We start from the raw sequence: 14,912 nt of genomic DNA on the forward strand, positions 1-14,912 counted from the left end.
GGTTCACACCGTGTCCTCGGCAGGAAGCGGAAGCTGCACGCGCACACGATATCCGCCGAGCGCCCGTGGCCCCGCCTCGACCGTCCCGCCGTGCACGCCGACCCGCTCCTTCAACCCGATCAGTCCCCTGCCATTGCCGCTCGCCGCGGTCTGGCCGGCCACGCCGCCGCTGTCGTCGATCCTGAGCCCGAGTAACGCGGGCGCGTACTCGACGTCGATGTCGATGCTCGCGCCCGAGGCGTGCTTGATCGCGTTGGTCAGGGCCTCCTGCACCACGCGGTAGGCGGTCAGGTCGATGCCGTGCGGCAGCGGGCGCGGCGTGCCCTGGACCCGGTACTCGATCGGGACGCCGGTGGCCCGGATCCGCTTGATCAGCGCGCCGATCTGATCCAGCCCTGGTTGCGGGGCCAGCTCGTGGCGGTCTCGCGGGTTCTCTGTGAGCAGGCCCATGACCTGCCGCAGCTCCGTCATGGCGGCGCGTCCGGCGGCCTCGACCTCGAGCAGCGCGTCGGTGGCCTGCTGCGGACTCATGTCCAGCACCTTGCGCGCCGCGCCCGCCATGACCACCATCACGCTGACGTTGTGGGTGACCACGTCGTGCAACTCCCGGGCGATCCGCGCGCGTTCCTCCTCGACCGCGAGACGGATGGCGTCCTGTTGCTCGCGCTCGAGCCGCCGCTGCTCCTCGGCGACGGTGCCCGTCGCGTCCTTACGCACCTGCAGGCCGTAGAGGTACAGCCCCGCCAGTGCCGGCACCGCCACCGGGAGCACGTAGAGGTTGTTGCCGGGAACGAGGTTCGCGTAGTCCAAGACGAACAGCTCGACGGCCGCGAACGGTATCAGCCAGTAGGCCAGCTGCCGATAAGGGCTGTACACGGTGGCTGAGTACGCGCTGATCACCAGGCCGATCGCGATCGTCACCAAGGGCATGGGACAGAGCGGCAGCAACGCCATCATCGCCCACAGCACGGTGAGCGGAAAGCGCCGGCGGAAGCAGAGCGGGACGAGCAGGGCGAAGGCGAACGTCACCAGCGTGCCCTTGTCCACGTCCATGTTGGCATAGAGACCGCCGAGATGCACCTGCGAATAGTTGCGCGCGGCCTTCATAGGCGACGCGAGCAGGAAGGCCAGCACAATATCGAACAGGTACTCACGTATTCCCGGCCGGGGAGCCGGGCCCTGAGCGCGCAGCAGCCGGCCCAGGCCGCGCGGCTGTTCGGCGGGAGCGGGTCGAGACAACCATTTCACGTCAGCCATTGTGACAAGCCGCCGGACCCTGGTGCATCGGTCTCCCGGATCATCGCGCCCGCGGCCCGGTGTACATCGCGGGGATGACCCGGGCTCGCATGGTCCGGATGCGGTAGCGAGAGTTCGCCCGCCGGACCGACGATCCGATCCCGCTTCCCGGCATACGCTCGCGCTGCATCGCCGAACACATCTATTCGCAGTCGTATCCATGAGGTTTGAGGAGAAGTCCGATGCCAGCGCCCGTCATCGAGTTCAAGCAGGTCGTGAAGCGATACGAGGACGGCCCGCCGGCGCTCGGCCCGGTGGAGCTGAGCGTGTATCCGGGAGAGGCGGTGGCGCTGCTCGGCCCCTCGGGCAGCGGAAAGTCCACGTTCCTCAACCTCGTCGCGGCCCTGGATCGGCCGACGGAGGGTGAGATCACGGTCGACGGGGTCCGGGTGGACCGGCTGGGCGAGGCGGCAGCGGCGAAGTATCGCAGGGCCCGGATCGGGATGGTGTTCCAGTTCTTCAACCTGATCGACGACCTGTGCGTGATGGACAACGTCCTGCTGCCCGCACAGCTGGCCGGCCTCAACCGGGCCGAGGCACGGGACCGCGCGTGGACCCTGCTCCAGTCGCTCGGCGTGGACGCCTACGCCAAGCACTATCCCGGTCGCCTGTCCGGCGGTGAGCGCCAGCGCGTCGCCGTCGCCAGAGCCCTGATCAACCGGCCACCGCTGCTGCTCGCCGACGAGCCGACCGGCGCTCTGGACACCGCTTCCCGCGAGGACGTCAAGGAACTGATCAGGGAACTGAACGAGCAGGGCCAGACCATCGTGCTGGTCACCCACGACGAGGATCTCGCGACCGGATGCGCCAGCCGCGAGGTTCGGCTGCTCGACGGCTGCGTCGTGTCCGACCAGACCCTGTCGGCGGTGACTCGATGAGCCCGCTGCTCAGGAAAGCGGCGCGCGCGGGAGCGAAGCGGCGAAAACTCCAGACGCTGATCCTGGTGCTGGTCACGGCGGGCTCGATGGCCTGCGCCCTGTTGGCCGCGCAGTTGCTGGCCGGGGTGAACGGACCGTTCGACCAGGCGTTCGCACGGCAGCATGGGAGTGAGCTGACAATTCACTACGACGCGGCGCGGACCAGCGCCGCCCAGGCCGCCGCGACCGCGCACACGAGCGGCGTCACCGACTCGGCCGGCCCGTTCCCCACAGTGGTGCTCAGCGGCTATACGACCACGCTGAACACCCCCGACCTCGACCTGGCCGACTTTCCGTTGCCGGCCATGCACCTGGTCGGCCGGGCCGAGCCGGGCACCACAGTGGACGCCGTGCAACTGACTGCGGGCCACTGGCCGAGCGCGGCGAACCAGATCGTCATCGCGGAAGGGTCTTCGCCGCTCGATGGCGCGCCGATGGGTAGCACGCTGACCTTCCCGCACTCCCCCGGCAGTCCCACGCTCACCATCGTCGGCATCGCCGACTCAGTGAGCCAGACCGCTGACGCCTGGGTGCTGCCGCAGGAGATCTCCACGCTCACTCCGGCGGGCGCGAAGACCGGATACGAGATGCTCTACCGGTTCACCTCGGCCGACACGGCCTCGCAGATCGCAGCGGATCAGAAGGCTGTGACTACTGGGCTGCCGAGCGGCGTCGTCACCGACACAGAGTCCTGGCTCACCCTCCAGTCGGCCCGGCAGAGCGGCGGCACGGCGATCATCCCGCCGTTCCTCGCGGCGTTCGGCGTGCTCGGGGTGATCCTGTCCGTGATCATCCTGGCCAGCGTGATCAACGCGACGATCGCGGCGTCGTCCCGGCGTATCGGCATCCTCAAAGCCCTCGGTTGCACCCCGGCCCAGGTGGTCCGGATGAGCGCACTGCAAGCCGCGATCCCGTGCGTGGTCGGGGTGGTCCTGGGCACGGTCGTCGGCACCATCGGCGCCGTGAGCCTGCTCGGCAACACCGGCGAGGCGCTCGACGTGGGCACGCCGTCGCTGTCCACGCCGATCGAAGTACTCGTGCCGATCGGGGCGCTCGCCCTGGTGGCGGCAACGGCCATGCTCGCGGCCGGCCGGGCAGGGCGCATGTCCGTGCTCGAAGCCCTGTCCGCCGGGCGTACTCCGTCCGCCGGCCGAGGCCGAGCCGTGCAGCGGCTGCTGACACGCACCCCGCTGCCGCGCTCGGTCAGCCTGGGCCTGGCCGCTCCCTTCACCCGGCCCGCCCGCGCGCTGGCGCTCACCCTGGCCGTCGTGTTCGGCGTGATCGCGGCGACGTTCGCGGTGGGCGTGGCGAGCTCGCTCAACCAGGCCACTGCGGACGAGTCGGACAACAAGGGCGGCGTGCTCGTGTTCATCGATGCGAACAAGGACGGCCCGCCGAGCGCGCAGGACTCCGCCGCGGCGATCAAGGCGATCGAAGCCCAACCGGGCACCGCCGCGTATGCCGCCACCGTCAGCTTCCCGATGTCGGTCCAAGGCGTCGGCGAGGACGGCACGGTGACCGAGTTCACCGGCCGGGGCTCGTGGAGCTATCTCCCGATCGTCTCAGGCCACTGGCTCACTGGTCCGGGCCAGGCCGTGCTGCCCACCCATCTGATGCGCGTGACCGGTCTGCACCTCGGCGACAGCATCACAGTGAGCGAATACGGCGAGGACTTCCCGCTCACGATCGTGGGCGAGGCGTTCGACACGCACCAGCAGGGCATGGAGGTGCTGGCCGACGCCGACACGTTCGCCGCAGTGCAGCACACTACCCCGCTCGGATCGATCAGTGTGCAGATAAAGCCCGGGGTCGACCAGGGGTCGTACTTGTCGGCGCTGAACCGGGCGCTGGCGCCGTCCAGCTCGGTCGCCGTGGTCGGAACCTCGGGCGGCGGCAAGCTCAAGCTGATCATGGGCGCGCTGTCGGTGATGATGACCTTGGTCCTGGTGCTGGTCGCGGCTCTCGGCGTGATCGGCAGCGTGATGCTCGACACGCGCGAACGGGTGCACGACATCGGCGTCTTCAAGGCTGTGGGCATGACTCCGAGACAGACCACGATGATGGTGCTCACCTCAGTGCTGTCGCTCGGCCTCGTCGCCGGCGCCATCGGAGCTCCCCTCGGCATGGCGCTACACGCCTTCGTGATGCCTCGGATGGGCGACGCCGTTCAGGCGAACCTCCCCTCGGACGTGCTGAACGTCTACCACCCGGTCGAAGTGGTCTCATTCGCGCTCGGCGGCGTCGCGATCGCCCTGATCGGCGCCCTCGGCCCGGCCGGCTGGGCCGGCCGGCTCCGCACCGCGGCGGCGCTGCGGACCGAGTAGGCGGTGCCCGCGGTCACCCGCGGTCACCGCGACGTCAGGAGTTTGATTCCGATCAGGAGCATGGTCGCGGCGATGACGCCGTCCAGCACCCGCCAGGAGCCCGGCCGGGCGAACACCGGCCGGGCCAGCCTGGCGCCGAACCCCAAGCCGCAGAACCACAGCGTGCTCGCCGCGCCCGCGCCGACCGCGAACATCCAGCGGCCGGTCCCGTAGCCCGCGGAGATCGAGCCGAGCAGCAGCACCGTGTCCAGGTAGACGTGCGGGTTGAGCCAGGTCAGACCCATGCAGGTGAGCAGACTGCCACGGCGCGTCGGCCCGCTCGCGCCCGCCTCGGCGGCGACGAGGACGCCCGGTCGCAGGGCTCTGCGTACCGCGGTGAGCGCGTACCCGATCAGGAAGGCCGCTCCGGCCCAAGCGATCACGGCCAGCGCGGTCGGACTCGTCCGTACCAGCACGCCCAGCCCGGCCACCCCGCTCACGATCAGGACGAGGTCAGAGGTCACACACACGGTCACGATCGTCGCGACGTGCTCGCGGCGCAGGCCCTGGCGCAGCACGAAGCTGTTCTGCGCGCCGATCGCGACGATGAGCGACAGACCGGTGCCGAATCCGGCGGCCACGGCGCCGACGTCGAGGTGGGGATGAAGAACCATACCCGGAACGTAACCGGACGCCGGTCCATCAGTACAGCTAATGATTCTTACCTAACATAAGAGCTGCTAACGCTCGGGTAGCATCGTCACCATGCTGCCCGAACTTCCCCTCGACCAGATCCGCACCCTGCTCGCCGCCGTCGACGAAGGCACTTTCGACGCCGCTGCCCGAGCTCTCAACGTCACGCCTTCTGCGGTGAGCCAGCGGGTGAAGGCGCTCGAGCAGCGGATCGGGCGCGTACTGCTCGCGCGCACCAAGCCGCTGACGCTCACGGAGTCCGGCGAAGTGCTCGTGCGCTACGCGCGGCAGTTCGCCCGCCTCGAGGCCGACGCCGCGGCCGAACTCGGACTCGGACCAGGACTCGCCGGAGAGCCGCAGGCCCCGACGACCCTCGCCATCGCCGTGAACGCCGACTCGCTCGCCACCTGGTTCCTGGACGCCCTCGCCCGCGTCCCCGAGTCGCTGCGGGTCGGCTTCGAGCTGCACCGGGAGGATCAGGAGCACACCGCGGAACTGCTCAGCAGCGGCGGCGTCGCCGCGGCCGTGACCTCCTCGGCCCGTCCGGTCGCCGGCTGCCGCGTACAGCCGCTCGGCGTGATGACGTACCGTGCCTGCGCCACACCCGAGTTCGCCGAGCACTGGCTGCGCGGCGGCCCGCTCAAGGAGAAGCTGCCGTCGGCACCCGTCGTCATCTTCGATCGGCACGACCGTCTGCAGGACGACTTCCTTCGCGAGCTGACCGGCGCGTCGTCCCACCCCCACGTAAGACACCTGATCCCGGCGTCGGTGGCCTACCTGCGGGCCGTCGCCACCGGGCTCGGCTGGGGCATGATCCCCGACGAGCAGGAGGCTCAGCTGCCGCCGGACACGATCGTCGACCTCGCCCCCGGGCGCGTCGTGCAGGTGCAGCTGTACTGGCAGCAGTGGAAGCTCGACTCCCCCGCCCTCGCCGCACTCACCGAAGCCGTCACCGAGGCCGCGCGCGACTTGGGGCGACCGTCCCGGTAGACCCTCGGGCCGACCTCGGGCGGGTAGGGGCACCCACCGGACGTCGTAAGGTGAGCACATGACCGACCTGACTTCCCCGGCCCCCGGCGCCGTCGACCCCCTCGCCTTGCTCGCCGTCGCCCGCGAGGAGGCGCGGCTCGGCCTGTCCGAGGGCGGAATCCCCATCGGGGCCGCGCTGTTCCGGACCGACGGCACCCTGCTCGGCCGCGGCCACAATCGGCGCGTGCAGGACGCCGACCCGTCGGTCCACGGCGAGACCGCCGCGTTCCGCAACGCCGGCCGGCTGCGCGGCTACCGCGACACCATCATGGTCACGACGCTCTCGCCCTGCTGGTACTGCTCGGGCCTGGTGCGCCAGTTCGGCATCGGCCACGTCGTCATCGGCGAGGCGCAGACCTTTTACGGCGGTCACGACTGGCTCGCCGAACACGGCGTCAGCGTGACCGTGCTCGACGACCCGGAGTGCGTGGAGCTGATGCGCACGTTCATCGCCGAGCGCCCCGAGCTGTGGTACGAGGACATCGGCGAATAGCCGACCGCGCAGGTCGCCGCCACGATTCTGTCGGTGGCCGCGACTAGGCTGAGATCATGACCGAGCTCAGCACCCGCACGCTCAACCGCACCCTCCTGAAGCGGCAAATGCTGCTGCGGCGCGCGGCGCTCAGCCCCGAGCAGGCGGTCGAACACCTCGTGGGCATGCAGGCGCAGGCCCCGAACCCGCCGTACCTCGGCCTGTTCGCGCGGCTCAGCGAGTTCGACCCCGAGGATCTGTCGGAGCTGGTCAGCAACCGTCGCGTGGTGCGCATAGCTCTGCAGCGCAACACGATCCACCTGGTGTCGGCGAGCGACGCGATCCTGCTGCGCCGCGTCCTCAAACCGGTGATCGACAGCGGGCTGAGACACAACTACGGCGCCCAACTGCGCGACGTCGACCTGCCGGCGCTCGCCACCCGCGGCCGGGAGCTCGTGGAGAGCGAGCCGCTGACCTTCGCTCGCCTCGGCGAGCTGCTGGCTGAAGAGTTCCCGCAGGCCGAGCCGAACGCCCTGGCCCAAGGCGTCCGCCAACTCGTCCCGCTGGTACAGGTGCCCCCGCGCGGCTTGTGGGGCCAAGGCGGCGCCGCCACCCACACGTCGCTGGAATCCTGGCTGAGCAGCGGCGGCGGCGCTCCCTCCGGCGAGTCACCAGACGAACTCGACGCCGTCGTGCTGCGCTACCTGGCGGCCTTCGGACCAGCAAGCGTCCGGGACATGCAGATGTGGTGTGGCCTGACGCGCCTGAGCGCCGTGGTGAAGCGGCTCGGCGACCGGCTCTCCCGCTACATGGATGAGAACGGCACGGTGCTCTACGACTCGGCCGAAGCCCCGCTCGCCGACGAGGATCTGCAGCCGCCCGTGCGCCTGCTGCCCGACTACGACAACATCCTGCTCTCCCACGCCGACCGGACCAGGATCCTGGACGCCGAATACCGGGCCGCGATATTCACGGCCAACGGCAGGATCCTGGCAAGCGTACTCGTCGACGGCTTCGTCGCCGCGACGTGGCGATACGACGCGGGCAGGCTGACAGTAAGCCCACTGCGCACGCTCAAGCCGACCGAGAAGCGGGAGGTGGAGTCCGAAGCGGAGCGGACGCTCGGGCTGCTCGCCCCAGAAGGCGAGGCGCGCGTGGCCTTCGCACCGTGACATTTCCCCCCGTCGGCGGGTCAGAAAATCGGTCCCGGCGACCGGCCCGCGAGCAGCGTGTCAGCCGTCGGCGCCCATTGGGAGTCGTAGGCCGACCAGTCGGCGGGCGTGGCGGCGAAGTCGACGTAGAGCGCCACACCGAAGCGCCGGTCCGTCGGCGTGCCGTCAGGCAGCGCCAGTTTCACCCCACGCAGCGCCGCCCCGACCGTTTCCGCAGAGGACGAGTGCCCGAGGCTGTGCATGTCGTGGTAAGCGGGCAGGCCTATCAGCAACGCGACGTTCTTCGGCACGGCCGCCAAAGCCCGCTCCGTCTCGTCGCGCACGTAGCCCGCGTACGCGCTCTCGCTCCACAACTCGGTGTCGTACGTCATCAGGGCGATCTGATCCACGCGCTCGGCGACCTGGTGCAGGTAGCCGACAGACCACCAGGCGTCGCGCCCGGCCACGGCCTCCATCGCCCAACGCATCCCCGGCACCGGCTCGACCTGCTCGCCGGACACCGACAGCACTCCGCCCGCCGCGTGGACGACGGGCTCAACCGCCGACAGGAGGGCGAGGTAGCCGGGATCCGCATCCCCTATGGGCTCGAGGTCGAGGTGTACCCCGCCGAAGCCGCGCGCCATCACCGCACGAGCCGAAGCGACGATGTGGGCCCGGACCGCCGGGTCCTCCAAGTTCATCGCGCCGACCGGCTCGACCTCGTCTCCGAGCCACGCCTGCACCCGCACGCTGGGTATCGACGTCCGGATCTGGTCGACGAACCACTCCGCCCGCGGCGCCTTCGCCGGGTCCAGCGTCCCGTCGTCATTGAGCGGCCCGACGTGCACGAACACGTCGGTGATCCCGGTGCCACGCAGCTGCAACGCGAGCGCGGCGGCGTCCGCCTCGTTCTCCCGGCCGTCCACCCAGGAATGCCCGAGCCATAGCGCATCGTGACTGGTCGATCGCGCGACCGCCGAGCTCGGCGTGCCGAGCCCCTGCACCGAGAAGGCCGCCCAGCGGCCCCCGATCAACACGCTGATCGCCGCGAGCACGGCCATCGACTTGCCCACCAACTGCCGGGCCACACCCGGGCCGTACGCGGAGATCATTCCCACTTGCGCAGGTTAGTGGATCATCGTCGCGCGGTTAACCCCTTTCCGCTCCGCGGGATGGAATGAAAAGGTAATGGAACAATGCGTCGGCCTCGGTTCCGGTGCCGCCGCCGCCCGTCGTCCCGGTCGGCTCGGCCAGTGGGCTGAGAAAGACCGGCCGTATCTTCGCGGGAAAGCGCAGCCGCGCATACGCCGTGCCGAGCGCGCCGAGGCCGTCGAGGAGGAATGCCGGGTTCGCCGCGATGACCACCGGCTCACCCTCGTACCCGACCTCGACGGTGACGTCCGCCAAGGCGTGATCGCCGGAACCCGCCGAGACCTTCACCTGTCCGGGCGTGAGTTCCAGCCGCACCGGCGTGTGTCGCTCGGCCACCAGCGCGATCGCCCGTACCGCCTCCGTCAGCGCCGCCACGTCGAGCACCGCCTCGCCGGCGTACTCGTCGGGGAAGAGCTGGGCGTAGCGAATGAACTCGCCGTCGAGCTGGCGCAGCGTGAGCTCCAAGCCACCCACGGCCAATCCGAGCCGTCCATCGCCGAGTCCTATGCAGACCTGTTCCGCGCCTGGCAGCAGCTTCGCCGCCTCCGACAATGCCCGCGCCGGGACCAACGCCGCCGCCTCGGCTCCGGCACCCACCGCCTCAGTGAGCTGCCAAGGCACGTCGACTCGGGCGAGCCGATACCGGTCGGTGGAAACCATGCGCAGGTATGCGGGCCCGAACTCGAGCCGAGCACCGGTAAGGAACGGAAGCGCGTCGTCGCGTTCGGCCGCCATCGCGACGCGCGCCGCAGCCGTCGCGAGTGCCGCGCCGCTCACCGTGCCGACGGACTCGGGAAAGTCCGGCAGCGCCGGGTATTCCTGCACGGGCATGCAGGTCAGCGTGTACCGGTACGCGCCGCAGGCCAGCACGAGATGCCCGCTCTGCCCAGTCGTGGCGACTTCCCCCTGCGCACCGTCTTGGCCGCCTGCGGCCTTCGGCCCGCCCTCAAGAACGAGCTCCACCGGCACGTCCGGCAGCACCCGCGTGATCTCGGCCAGCAGCTTCCCGGAGACCAGGACCGTGCCGGACTCGCCGACCCGCGCCGGCGCCGTAGCCCGCACCGCGAGCTCGAAGTCGAACGCCGCGGCCCGCAACGTCCCCGCCTCCGCGTCAGCGGTGAGCAGCAGACCCGCGAGCGTAGGCGCGGCCGGACGCGCGGCGAGCGCCTTAGCTGCACCGCCGACTATCTCGGCGAACGCGCCGCGCTCGATCTCGACCTTCATCCCGACTCCCCGTCTGCTGATCTTCCCTGATCACCCTCAGTCTGACGGTGCCCTCCGACAATTTCCGCGCCTCGCTCGTAGACTGCTGATCCGAGCGTGCGGTTCGCAGAGCACTGGGAGCGACTGGTGGGATTCGAGGTCGGCGTCGCCGATGAGCAGGACTGGGCCGAAGTCGTCGCTTGGGCGGCCGAGGAGCAGTGGAATCCGGGGCTGGCCGACCGGGCGCACTTCCTCGCGCAGGATCCGGACGGTTTCTTCCTCGGGCGCCTCGACGGTTGCCCGGTGTCAGCGGTCTCCGTCGTCGCCTACGACGACGCGTACGCGTTCCTCGGCTTCTACCTCGTACGGCCTGATCTGCGCGGCCGCGGCTTCGGCCTCGCCACCTGGCGCGCCGGCCTGGAACACGCGGGCTCTCGCACGGTGGGCTTGGACGGCGTCGTGGGGCAGCAGGCCAACTACCGCAAGTCCGGCTTCACCTTTGCTCATCGCACGCTGCGATACTCGGGCGTACCGACCGTCAGCCACTCCGCTCGTGCACAGTCGGGCGATCTGGTCGAGGTCGGCGAAGAAGCCGGCGTCGTGCACGCGGTGGCCGACTACGACAGCCACTGCTACCCGGCCGACCGGCCCGAATTCGTCACGCGCTGGGTCGCCAGCCCGCATCACACCGCCTACGCGTGTCTGCGCGACGGCCGCGTAGCCGGGTACGGAGCGATCCGCCCAGCACACGACGGCCACCGGATCGGCCCGCTGTTCGCCGACACCGCGCAGGACGCGGCCGCGCTCTTCGACGCGCTGGCCGCCTCGGCCGCGGGCTCACCCGTCATGCTCGACGTGCCCGAGCCGAACCAGGCAGGGCTCGCGCTGGCGAAGTCGCGCGGGCTGGAAGAGGTCTTCGAGACGGCCCGCATGTACACCGGTCCGATCCGCCCGCTGGCCGGTCACAAGATCTTCGGAGCCACGACACTCGAACTCGGGTAGCGCTTCGGGCTACTCGGTGGCGTAGAAGATCGTCAATAGATTGACTTCGATACCGCTCTCCTCGTGGTCGAACGCGCAGAACTCGCTTGCCAGCGCGGCAACGCGCTCAGCGAACTCGGCCGCCTTCGCCTGCGGGATCCGCACGCTCGAGATGGTGCCGGCCGAGGCCACATGGGGCGGATGCTCAAGCGCGTCCTCCCGGCGCAGGTACGTCCGCCCCGCCCGCAGCGCATCCTGGTACCGCCCCAGAAACTCGTCGATCGCGGCTCCGGCCGCCGCCTCGATCACGCCGGAGGCGAGCCCGTCGCCGGGCTGCGGCCTGAGGGCGAATTCGGCCGCCGCGGTCCGGTAGTGCTGCTCCACGATCCCGCCGACCAGCCTCAGCTCGGCGACCTGGATAAACCCCGTCTTGAGCAAGAGCTTGATGTGGCGGTAGAGCTTGGTCGGCGGCTCTCCCAGCTCCGTCGCGATCTGCTTGACCGTGAAGTTGCGCGGCTCCACGTGCGCGCCGTCCTGCATAAGGCGCATGATCCGGATGCGCAGGGGGTCCGCGATGGCTTTGATCGCGGCGGGATCGCTGATCGTCCGGCGCCGCTCGACTTCGGGCAGGTTCTGCGGGCCGAGAGGCAGCGCCTCGACGTCTTCCTGCTTCCCACTCGCCATGCCGCAATGTTACACAGTGCGCGAGCATTCTGCTTGACAGCATCATTCACGCATGCGTGAATGATGCTAGACCCGCAAATGCGACTCGCTGATGCGGAACCTCAGGGGCAGGGACTGATGACCACCATGGCCGAACCGGCTGACTCCACCACCGCCACCGCGGTGAACTCCGTATCCACCACCGAAACCGCCGTCACCACCGTCACCGTGCCAGGCGCGGCCGCCGGCTCCGTCTGGCGCAATCCGCGCCTGCAGATCCTCAACCTCGGCGCCTTCGCCGCGCTGACCGGCGTCGCCGTCGCCGACGTGGTCTACCCGCTGCTCGTCCTCGGCTTCACCGGCAAGCCGATCCTGGCCGGGCTCTTCGGCGCGATCCAGTTCACCGCGATGGTGCTCTGCTCGATTCCGGCAGGCGCGTTCATCGACCGCCACGACCGCCGGCGGGTGCTGGTGACCAGCGAGATCGTGCGGGCGCTGCTGGCCACCGCGCTCGCCGTCAGCCTCGCCGCCGGCCACGTCTGGCTGATCGAGGTCTACCTCGTCGCCATGGCCCTAGGCGCCTGCCAACCCTTCAGCAGTGTCAGGATCCTGGCCCTGCGCGGCGTGGTCCCGGCCGAGCAGGTGACCCCCGCGCTGGCCGCACAGCAGATCTTCAACGGCGTGGCCGCGCTCCTCGGCCCTGCGCTGGGAGCCATGATGTTCACCCTCAGCCGCTCGTTGCCGTTCACGGTGATCGCGGCCGGCATGGGCGTATCCGCCACCTGCGCCTACCTCGTGCGCTTCGACTCGCGTCCCGTCGCCGACGTGCCCGGGAGCGGGAGCGGGGACTCTGACGGCCCGCTGGCCGGCCTGCGCATCATCTGGCGGTCCGCAGTGATGCGATCGACCATGCTGTTCATCACGATGATCAACCTCATCGGGGTACCGCTGGACCTCGTCATCATCCTCGAAGCCCGGCACCAGGGCGTGCCGACCCGCTATCTCGGCGCGATCCTCGCCTGCTTCGCGGCCGGCGGCATTCTCGGCGCACCGCTGGTGCCGCGCGTGCATGCGTTGCTGCGCCCCGGAAACGTGCTCGCCGCCTTCGGCGCGGGGGCCGCCGCGGTCATCGCGTTGCTCGCGGCGCCGTTCGGCGGGTTCTGGATGGCCGGCTGCATGCTCTCGATAGGCCTGCTGCTGCCGGCCGTCGAAATCCTGGTCAATGTGCTGATTCTGCAGCAGGTCCCGGACCATCAGCGCGGCAGGGTGATGAGCGCGACTATGACGTTCATGGGCCTCGGTACTCCGCTGGGCGCGGCCTTCGGCGGCACCGTGCTCCAAGTGCTCTCCCCCGCCACCGTCCTGATCGGCGCGGCCGCCCTGCTCGGGTGCGTCACCCTGATCGCGGTCAGTCAGCCGGATCTGCGTGCCGCCCAGTGGCCGGCGGGTTCGTCATCAGACGCAGCCGGTAGCTAGCGCCGAGACTCAACACCGTGAGTCCGGCACACACCACCGGAACGTAGTTGCCGTAATGATCATAGGGCGTATCAGCCGCCTGCAAAGGGACGTTCGCGACCACGCTGCCGACCACCGATTTCGGCAGCCATGCCAGCTGACGCCCCTGTGCGTCAAAGGCTGCTGATACGCCCGCCAATGAGGTCTGGACGGCCGGCCGGCCGGTCTCCGCAGCACGCACCGCCGCGAGACTCGCATGCTGCGCCGGCTCCCAACTGCCCTGGAAGGTCGAATCCTCCGACTGGTAGACCAGCAGTTGGGCACCGTGGTCCGCCTCCGTGCGGCCCATGTCAGGGAACGCCGATTCGAAGCAGATCAGGGGTCCGATATTCGTTCCGCCGGCCTTGAAGACGTCCAGCCCGTTGCCCGGCACCAGATTGACGCCCGCAGCCTTCGTCAGGCCGGTGAGCCAGCCGAGCTCGCCGCGGAACGGGATGTACTCGCCGAACATCACCAGCCGCGTCTTCGCGTACTCGCCGTGGATGCCGCTGGCCGTGTACAGATAGCTGACTTTCCGGGCGTCGTGATCAGCTTGCACGGCATTGCCGTTGACCAGGACCGGCGCCCCCAAGGCCGCGGAGAGCGCCTCGATCTGCTGTTGATCCGCGGCGTCGCGGGACAGATCGTCGCCGGCGCTGCTCTCACCCCAGACGACCAGATCGATATGCGAACCTTGCCGCACCAGCGCCCTGGTCAAAGCGACACCTTCTTCGTCGCGCGCCTGCGGGTCGTGGATGACGCCGGGCTGCACCAGCGCCACGTTCAACTCCCGCGAGGCGGCCGGCAGCGCGTGCGTCGCGAACCAGAGCGGACCGCCGGCCACCGCGAGAGCGAGGAGCGCACCCGCAACTGCGCGCACGGGCACGCGCGCTCGGACGATCAGCACGACGGCTGTGTTCGCGAACATGATCGCGAAGCTCAGCAGCCAGACGCCGCCGAGAGACGCGAGCCCCAACTCGGCGGGGTGGTCCCACTGACTCGCCCCGAGCAGCGACCACGGGCCGCCGAAGGGCTTCCAGGAACGCACCACCTCGATCAGCACCCAGCCCGACGGCACTGCGGCGAGCGCGAGCAGCGATCTCCCCCATCCCAGCCGGCCGGCCGGTCCGTGTGGTTCAGGCAGCCCGGGCGGTTCAGGGCGCAGCACGGCCCACACCAGCACCCCCCACGGCAGCCAGAGCAGCCCCAGCGCCGCCGCACCCAGCGGGAAGAAATAAATCAGGTTGGGCACAAGCCAGTACAACGTCGCCGCGACGAAGCCGAACCCGCCCCACCAGCCGCGCAGCGCCGCCTCCCAGCGCGTGTCCGACGCCCCTATCAGCAGAAGCAGCGGCACGAAGGCCACCCAGGCCAGCACCCCGAGATCCGGCGCCGGAAACAGCAGAACCCCCACCGCCCCTGCCGCCGCCGTCCCCAGGCGCGGCATCCATCTGCTGCCCGAGCTCCTCACATATCGCGTCATACCCGGACGATGGCGTTCACTACCGGCCGGAATAACGGATTGCCGCGCTGATCAACGCGCCGAAACAATGACGTC

13 protein-coding genes are annotated in these 14,912 nt (G+C 69.8%); 7 read left to right on the forward strand and 6 right to left on the reverse strand.

The window, feature by feature from the left end; all coding sequences use genetic code 11:
* Positions 1 to 3: 3 nt before the first annotated feature.
* Entirely contained in the window at positions 4 to 1,248 is a 1,245-nt protein-coding gene (locus ACTRO_RS10290) for a sensor histidine kinase (RefSeq protein WP_211244178.1), read from the reverse strand.
* A 230-nt stretch (positions 1,249 to 1,478) separates the two neighbouring features.
* Between ACTRO_RS10290 and ACTRO_RS10295 the strand changes: the two genes are divergently transcribed.
* Positions 1,479 to 2,174 carry an ABC transporter ATP-binding protein gene (locus tag ACTRO_RS10295; RefSeq protein WP_034262924.1) on the forward strand — a complete coding sequence of 232 codons (696 nt, stop codon included), beginning with the start codon at positions 1,479 to 1,481 and terminating at the stop codon, positions 2,172 to 2,174.
* Positions 2,171 to 4,537 (forward strand): ABC transporter permease, encoded by a 2,367-nt coding sequence (locus ACTRO_RS10300; RefSeq protein ID WP_051450617.1) that lies wholly within the window; start codon positions 2,171 to 2,173, stop codon positions 4,535 to 4,537. The genes ACTRO_RS10295 and ACTRO_RS10300 overlap by 4 nt, the downstream gene beginning before the upstream one ends.
* 23 nt (positions 4,538 to 4,560) lie before the next feature.
* On the opposite strand, the gene ACTRO_RS10305 is transcribed toward ACTRO_RS10300, so the two are convergent.
* Entirely contained in the window at positions 4,561 to 5,190 is a 630-nt protein-coding gene (locus ACTRO_RS10305; protein WP_034262925.1) for a LysE/ArgO family amino acid transporter, read from the reverse strand.
* 91 nt (positions 5,191 to 5,281) lie between these two features.
* Here ACTRO_RS10305 and ACTRO_RS10310 point away from each other — a divergent pair, with 91 nt between their 5' ends.
* From ACTRO_RS10310 to ACTRO_RS10320, 3 genes are read left to right on the forward strand one after another with little or no spacing between them, the layout of a single operon-like run.
* Entirely contained in the window at positions 5,282 to 6,199 is a 918-nt protein-coding gene (locus ACTRO_RS10310) for a LysR family transcriptional regulator ArgP (protein ID WP_211244179.1), read from the forward strand.
* A gap of 58 nt (positions 6,200 to 6,257) precedes the next feature.
* Positions 6,258 to 6,731 (forward strand): nucleoside deaminase, encoded by a 474-nt coding sequence (locus ACTRO_RS10315; RefSeq protein ID WP_034262927.1) that lies wholly within the window; start codon positions 6,258 to 6,260, stop codon positions 6,729 to 6,731.
* Positions 6,732 to 6,787: 56 nt separating this feature from the next.
* Positions 6,788 to 7,882 (forward strand): winged helix DNA-binding domain-containing protein, encoded by a 1,095-nt coding sequence (locus tag ACTRO_RS10320; RefSeq protein ID WP_034262929.1) that lies wholly within the window; start codon positions 6,788 to 6,790, stop codon positions 7,880 to 7,882.
* Between the two features lie 20 nt (positions 7,883 to 7,902).
* On the opposite strand, the gene ACTRO_RS10325 is transcribed toward ACTRO_RS10320, so the two are convergent.
* Both ACTRO_RS10325 and dnaN read right to left on the reverse strand, forming a co-directional pair.
* A complete protein-coding gene (locus tag ACTRO_RS10325; RefSeq protein WP_051450618.1) occupies positions 7,903 to 8,973 on the reverse strand; it encodes a glycoside hydrolase family 18 protein in 1,071 nt (356 codons plus the stop codon).
* 37 nt (positions 8,974 to 9,010) lie between these two features.
* On the reverse strand, positions 9,011 to 10,237 hold the full coding sequence (gene dnaN, locus ACTRO_RS10330) for a DNA polymerase III subunit beta (RefSeq protein WP_034262931.1): 1,227 nt from the start codon (positions 10,235 to 10,237) through the stop codon (positions 9,011 to 9,013).
* Positions 10,238 to 10,360: 123 nt separating this feature from the next.
* Between dnaN and ACTRO_RS10335 the strand changes: the two genes are divergently transcribed.
* Entirely contained in the window at positions 10,361 to 11,218 is an 858-nt protein-coding gene (locus tag ACTRO_RS10335) for a GNAT family N-acetyltransferase (protein ID WP_051452341.1), read from the forward strand.
* 9 nt (positions 11,219 to 11,227) lie between these two features.
* Here the strand turns inward: ACTRO_RS10335 and ACTRO_RS43140 are convergent, their stop codons facing one another.
* Entirely contained in the window at positions 11,228 to 11,881 is a 654-nt protein-coding gene (locus ACTRO_RS43140; protein ID WP_051450619.1) for a helix-turn-helix domain-containing protein, read from the reverse strand.
* Positions 11,882 to 11,998: 117 nt separating this feature from the next.
* Here ACTRO_RS43140 and ACTRO_RS10345 point away from each other — a divergent pair, with 117 nt between their 5' ends.
* Positions 11,999 to 13,336, forward strand: a complete 1,338-nt coding sequence (locus ACTRO_RS10345; protein WP_034262933.1) for an MFS transporter — start codon at positions 11,999 to 12,001, stop codon at positions 13,334 to 13,336.
* On the opposite strand, the gene lnt is transcribed toward ACTRO_RS10345, so the two are convergent.
* On the reverse strand, positions 13,269 to 14,768 hold the full coding sequence (gene lnt / locus ACTRO_RS10350; protein WP_169739868.1) for an apolipoprotein N-acyltransferase: 1,500 nt from the start codon (positions 14,766 to 14,768) through the stop codon (positions 13,269 to 13,271). The two genes, ACTRO_RS10345 and lnt, sit on opposite strands and share 68 nt — an antisense overlap.
* Positions 14,769 to 14,912 lie beyond the last annotated feature (144 nt).

Source organism: Actinospica robiniae DSM 44927 (genome assembly GCF_000504285.1).
GTDB lineage: Bacteria > Actinomycetota > Actinomycetes > Streptomycetales > Catenulisporaceae > Actinospica > Actinospica robiniae.

Excerpts from the sequence above, each read along its gene's own strand:
- ACTRO_RS10325 (WP_051450618.1), bottom strand. The coding sequence starts at position 8,973 with ATGATCTCCGCGTACGGCCCGGGTGTGGCCCGGCAGTTGGTGGGCAAG.
- ACTRO_RS10315 (WP_034262927.1), top strand. The coding sequence starts at position 6,258 with ATGACCGACCTGACTTCCCCGGCCCCCGGCGCCGTCGACCCCCTCGCC.
- ACTRO_RS10295 (WP_034262924.1), top strand. The coding sequence starts at position 1,479 with ATGCCAGCGCCCGTCATCGAGTTCAAGCAGGTCGTGAAGCGATACGAG.
- ACTRO_RS10305 (WP_034262925.1), bottom strand. The coding sequence starts at position 5,190 with ATGGTTCTTCATCCCCACCTCGACGTCGGCGCCGTGGCCGCCGGATTC.
- ACTRO_RS10345 (WP_034262933.1), top strand. The coding sequence starts at position 11,999 with ATGACCACCATGGCCGAACCGGCTGACTCCACCACCGCCACCGCGGTG.
- ACTRO_RS10320 (WP_034262929.1), top strand. The coding sequence starts at position 6,788 with ATGACCGAGCTCAGCACCCGCACGCTCAACCGCACCCTCCTGAAGCGG.
- ACTRO_RS10310 (WP_211244179.1), top strand. The coding sequence starts at position 5,282 with ATGCTGCCCGAACTTCCCCTCGACCAGATCCGCACCCTGCTCGCCGCC.
- ACTRO_RS10300 (WP_051450617.1), top strand. The coding sequence starts at position 2,171 with ATGAGCCCGCTGCTCAGGAAAGCGGCGCGCGCGGGAGCGAAGCGGCGA.
- dnaN (WP_034262931.1), bottom strand. The coding sequence starts at position 10,237 with ATGAAGGTCGAGATCGAGCGCGGCGCGTTCGCCGAGATAGTCGGCGGT.
- ACTRO_RS43140 (WP_051450619.1), bottom strand. The coding sequence starts at position 11,881 with ATGGCGAGTGGGAAGCAGGAAGACGTCGAGGCGCTGCCTCTCGGCCCG.